This window comes from Plectonema radiosum NIES-515 (assembly GCF_025753815.1).
GTDB lineage: Bacteria > Cyanobacteriota > Cyanobacteriia > Cyanobacteriales > Nostocaceae > Hassallia > Hassallia radiosum_A.
In genome coordinates this window covers 1-5,321 of sequence record NZ_JAOWRF010000288.1, presented here as the reverse complement: position 1 = coordinate 5,321, position 5,321 = coordinate 1, and the positions used below count along the sequence as shown (strand labels likewise).

The following is a 5,321-nucleotide window of genomic DNA, read 5'->3' as shown; positions in this document are numbered from 1 at the left end:
TGGGGGGAAAGAAGATTATTCTCCTTGTCTCCTTCTCCCCTTGTCTCCAAGGAGTCTCCGTGTCTCCCTTGTCCCCCGTGTCCCCCGTGTCTCCCTTGTCCCCTTGTCCCCTTGTCCCCTTGTCTCCCTATCCCCTTCCTCAACTGTTGCCAAGCAAGATTAATCAAAACAAAGGCTTCAGTGCAGAGGGTGAGGCTGAAGAAGTAATGAGTCGCAATGCCTAAAGCATTAATTACCACCCAGCAAAGTGCTGTCAAAATCGGTAGTTGGGTGCGGTTTTGGATATGACGTGTGGTAATTACCAAACAGGCTAAAGAAGCAATTACCCACAAGATTGCTAAAGTGTAGTGACGCGCTTCTTGTGCCAGAAAAATGCCGTAGGGTGATACAGCCATTATCGCTGCTGCTATATGAGCAATTAAGCGGGAGCGAAAAGTCAACCAACTTAAGGCATAGATAGCTGGGATAGATAATGCACCGAAAACAGCCGAAAGCGATCGCGCTCCCCACAACGACACTAAACCATCTTGTGTGGGAAATAATCGCATCCACCAGTGAGCCAGGATAAAATAAAGTGGCGGATGGTTACTTTCAGTGCTTAAGTGTGTCCAGACGTCATTGATGCTAGCACTTGCTGTAGAACGTAGTGGCTGCAACAAAACATCAGGAGCGATCGCTTGATCTAAAGGTACTGCCAAAAAACTATTCCCCAGGCTAAACACCAGGGTAGAAAACTCATCAGTCCAAGGAGGCTTTGCCGTTAAGTTGGTTAACCGCAAACCGATACCGATGAATAACCACATCAAAAGCAGCAAGGGATGAAAAGTGCGAGAATAAAGGGAAAATTTCATTTTGGTGGCAGCAACCAGTCAAGTTGTAGATATAGACTTAGGATTTGATATTTGTGTTCAATCTAAAGTCCCAAGTCTATATCTAATAACAAATTGCTTCAAATGTGTAATAGACATCTCCACAAAAGACGTAGAGACGTTCCGGCGGAACGTCTCTACAAGGGTTTGGGGGAAGGTATAATTAAATTCGGTCGATGTCTAGTATATAAGTACATTTGTATATTATTACTCTAGATTGGATTAATAAAACGTAAAAATATCTTAACTATACTGAGTTGAAAATCTTCGGACTTAAAGCCTCGCGAATCTCAATGCCTGCCACAATAATAGATGTGCTGTGTTTATTAAATTACTGTGACTACTATAACTATTGATGCTATTCTTGAGCGTGCCGGCAGCGGGTATGATTTGTCTCCTGAAGAAGGAGTATTTTTATTAAAACAAACAGATTCAAGTGCGATCGCCTCTATTCGCTCGACAGCTGATAAACTCCGCTATACTCAAGCTGGTGATACTGTCACCTACGTAATTAACCGCAATATTAACTTTACTAATATCTGTGAACAGCACTGTAGTTTTTGCGCTTTTCGGCGCGATGATGGTGAAGCGGGTGCTTATTGGTTAGATTGGGCGCAAATTCTGCCAAAATTGACAGATGCGGTGCAACGGGGTGCAACGGAAATTTGTATGCAGGGAGGATTAAATCTACAAGCAAAGGTGAATGGCAAGTCTTTGCCCTATTACCTCAAACTAGTAGAAAGCATAAAGCAAGAATTTCCTCATTTGCATTTACACGCATTCTCTCCCCAAGAAGTCCAATTTATTGCCAGGGAAGACAACCTGAAGTTTGTTGATGTAATTGCTGCTTTCCGAGATGCTGGTGTTGGTTCAATGCCAGGAACAGCAGCCGAAGTGTTGAATGATGATGTGCGACGGATATTGTGTCCAGAAAAGATTGACACAGCTACTTGGTTAGAAATTGTCAGTACAGCGCACAAATTAGGTTTGCCTACCACTTGTACCATGCTGTCAGGACATATTGAAACAAAAGAACAGCAAATAGAGCATTTAGAAAAATTGCGCGAACTTCAAAAAAGCGCCATTAACCAAGACTATCCAGCTAGCATTACTGAATTTATTTTACTACCCTTTGTCGGACAAGAAGCGCCCAAATCTCTACGCCGCCGTGTTGGACGCGATCAACCAGTTTTGGCTGATGCATTACTACTTACCGCTGTAGCGCGAATATACTTAGGAAATTGGATTTCTAACCATCAGCCAAGCTGGGTAAAACTAGGACTAGCAGGTGCGACAGAAGCTTTAGTTTCCGGTTGCAACGATATCGGCGGAACATTAATGGAAGAACATATTACCACAATGGCAGGTGCTGTGGGTGGCACTTGTATGGAAGTTGATACCTTGCAAGCTGCTGTTAGTTCTTTAGGAAGACCTTATCAACAAAGGGATACTCTTTATCAAAAAGTGAGGAGTGAGGAGTTAGGAGTGAGGAGTTAGGAGTTAAGAGTGAGGAGTTATGAGTTAGGAGTTAGGAGTTATGAGGAGCAAAGTTATGAGTTATGAGGAGCAAAGTTATGAGTTATGAGGAGCAAAGTTATGAGTTATGAGGAGCAAAGTTATGAGTTTTAAATTTTTGACTCCTAACTCCTCACTCCTAACTCCTCACTCCTAACTCCTCACTCCTAACTCCTCACTCCTCACTCCTCACTCCTAACTCCTCACTCCTCACTCCTCACTCCTAACTCATAACTCTTAACTCCTCACTCCTAACTCATAACTCCTAACTCATAACTCCTAACTCCTCACTCCTAACTCATAACTCCCAACTCCCAACTCCCAACTCCCAACTCCTAACTCCTCACTCCTCACTCAGTTGATCCCCTGGATACCAATACAGGATAGGATGGACGTTGATTTATGCGTTATTTCACTCTTTGACTTATGAAGCGCTATTGGTCACGTCTGCTTGCCCTGGTTTTGGTTTTAACGATCGGCGCCACGGGCTGTGGTAGTCCGGATAGTTTGACCGGAAATTATAGCCAAGACACTTTGGCTGTAGTCAATATCATGAAAAATGTGTTGGAGCTTCCCAAGGATGCACCAGATAAAGCAGCAATTCAAGCAGAAGCGCGTCAAAAAATTAATGACTTTTCGGCTCGCTATCAGCGGGTTAGCTCTGTTTCTAGTCTGAACTCGTTTACAACGATGCGAACGGCTCTAAATTCTCTAGCAGGACACTACAGTTCTTACCCAAATCGTCCCGTGCCAGAAAAGTTGAAAAAACGCCTACAAGTTGAACTTCAACTCGTAGAGACGGCTTTGAAGCGTGGCGGTTAACTATCTGCTGCTGCTATACAGCAATTGAGAGTCAAAAGTTGAAAGTTCAAATTTTTGACTTTTGAACAAACACTTGATTGTGGTCAAAACCATTTTTATTAGTGTTATACTTTTGGCTCTTGACTAAGGTATTAATTTATGATATAAAATTTAAGTTTTAAACAGACTTGGTGCGATAAATTCCTGTGGATATCACGGTATTTTTCTTGTCAAAAAAATAAACGATGAACGCATATAAACGTGGCAAAAATTATTGTAAATTAACTCAATAACAAAATGCAGCAACAGAAATAGGATTTTGGAAGTCTTTAAAATGTAGGCTTCAACATTCCTATCAATCAACTACAAAATTTAAATACACATTGCCCCAAATCAGATTATTTGGGGTTGATGATTCTTTTGTCCTCATATAATAATTATTGCCGATGAACTGCGTACACGAAGAGGTATAAAAAACACTTTTTTCTAACTCTTGCCTCTAATTTCTCTTTTTAAGTCAGATCCTCATGTACTTCATACATAGAAGTGAAGTAATGAAAATGTGTCTTCCCCAGTCCCTAGTCCCTAGTTTCTAGTCAGGTATGTTTAAACGTCCCTTGAATGTTGCAAAACCAATATTATTTTGGCGCCGCTTGTTCGCTGTTATGTTCAGCACTAGTCTGCTGATTCCCTTGGATGTTGTCAGTCAAGCAGCAGAAGCGCAAGTAAACGACTATTGCCAGTTATCAGCAACGGCAACGCAAGAAAAAGACAATTTACGCGCTTTGGCACAAAAAGGGGATCAAGAAGCCCAAAGCAATTATCGACAGTTGTTGGAACAACATGCACAAGCTTTGCGAGAATGCCGCAGTCGCACTTGGCCCCAAGTTCAAGCAATTTGGTTGCGCTTGTATCCTTGTGACATTCAACCGGGAGCAATCGATGAAGTTATGGATCGAATTGTTAGCCGGGGCTATAACCAAGTTTTTTTAGAAGCGTTTTACGATGGGCAAGTGCTATTGCCGGCAGCATCTAACCCGACGGTTTGGCCCTCTGTAATTCGTACACCAGGGTCAGAAAAAGTTGATTTGCTAGCTCAAGCAATTCAAAAAGGACGAGAACGCGGTTTGAAGGTTTACGCTTGGATGTTTACAACCAATTTTGGTTATACTTACGCCCAGCGTCAAGATAGGCAAGGTGCGATCGCTCGCAATGGCAAAGGTCAAACTAGCTTATATGTTGTAGACAACGGCAGTCAAGTGTTTATTGACCCCTACAACTTGCAAGCCAAACGCGACTATTACCAATTGCAACAAGAAGTTATACGTCGTCGCCCAGATGGAGTACTGTTTGACTATGTACGCTATCCGCGACAGGCTGGAACTGATTCTATCGCCACTAAAGTCACAGATTTATGGCTATTTACAGAAGCCACTCAACAAGCTTTATTTCAACGCGCACAAAATTACAAAGGGTTGGACTTGATTCGACGCTTTTTGAGTAAGGGATACGTCACAGCGGGAGATATCGCTGATGTCGATAAAGTGTATCCTAATGAAGGTGAACCACAGTGGCAAGGTCGCACACCAGGGGCAGTAACAGCAGAAAAATCCCTGATAACTGCAAACGAAAGGCAACCCCTTTTGCAAGTAGAATTATGGCAGCTTGCAGTTGCCCACGCGATGCAAGGTATCCTAGATTTTGTCGCTTTAGCTAGTTACCCCGCACAACAGCTAGGTATTCCCGCAGGGGTGGTGTTTTTCCCTGAGGGAAATCAATCAGTCGGACAAGGTTATGATTCTCGCTTGCAACCTTGGGATAGATTTCCCAGTAACCTAGAATGGCATCCGATGTTGTATGCTAATTGTGCTGATAGTGGTTGTATTGTGTCTCAAGCACAACGGGTTTTGAGTATGGCAAAACCAGGGACGCAGGTGATTCCCGCTTTAGCCGGTAAGTGGGGTGAATCTATTAGTAATCGTCCGCCATTAGAAGTGCAAATGCAAGCACTGCGACAACTAGCCCCGCAACTTAAAGGTGTGAGCCATTTTGCCTATTCTTGGCAATATCCTGAACATGATGGCGATCGCAAGTTCTGTCGTGTTCGGTAATGGAGAATGGGAGACAAGGGGGACA

The 5,321-nt window shown here is 43.0% G+C and carries 4 protein-coding genes; 3 read left to right on the top strand and 1 reads right to left on the bottom strand.

Annotated elements, in window-relative coordinates:
- A partial coding sequence (locus OGM63_RS20210) for a glycosyltransferase family protein (RefSeq protein WP_263747449.1) occupies positions 1-851 on the bottom strand: 851 nt, incomplete at its 3' end.
- Between the two features lie 354 nt (positions 852-1,205).
- Between OGM63_RS20210 and cofH the strand changes: the two genes are divergently transcribed.
- The 3 genes from cofH to OGM63_RS20195 all read left to right on the top strand — a co-directional run bounded on the left by cofH (position 1,206) and on the right by OGM63_RS20195 (position 5,296).
- Positions 1,206-2,366, top strand: coding sequence for a 7,8-didemethyl-8-hydroxy-5-deazariboflavin synthase subunit CofH (gene cofH / locus OGM63_RS20205; RefSeq protein WP_263747448.1), 1,161 nt, complete (start codon positions 1,206-1,208; stop codon positions 2,364-2,366).
- A gap of 444 nt (positions 2,367-2,810) precedes the next feature.
- Positions 2,811-3,206, top strand: coding sequence for a photosystem II protein Psb27 (psb27, locus tag OGM63_RS20200; RefSeq protein WP_263747447.1), 396 nt, complete (start codon positions 2,811-2,813; stop codon positions 3,204-3,206).
- Positions 3,207-3,787: 581 nt separating this feature from the next.
- Positions 3,788-5,296 (top strand): family 10 glycosylhydrolase, encoded by a 1,509-nt coding sequence (locus OGM63_RS20195; protein ID WP_263747446.1) that lies wholly within the window; start codon positions 3,788-3,790, stop codon positions 5,294-5,296.
- Positions 5,297-5,321: the final 25 nt, after the last annotated feature.

What these genes read in the sequence shown, in the direction of transcription:
- psb27 (WP_263747447.1), top strand. Translation starts at nt 2,811, where the DNA reads ATGAAGCGCTATTGGTCACGTCTGCTTGCCCTGGTTTTGGTTTTAACG.
- OGM63_RS20195 (WP_263747446.1), top strand. Translation starts at nt 3,788, where the DNA reads ATGTTTAAACGTCCCTTGAATGTTGCAAAACCAATATTATTTTGGCGC.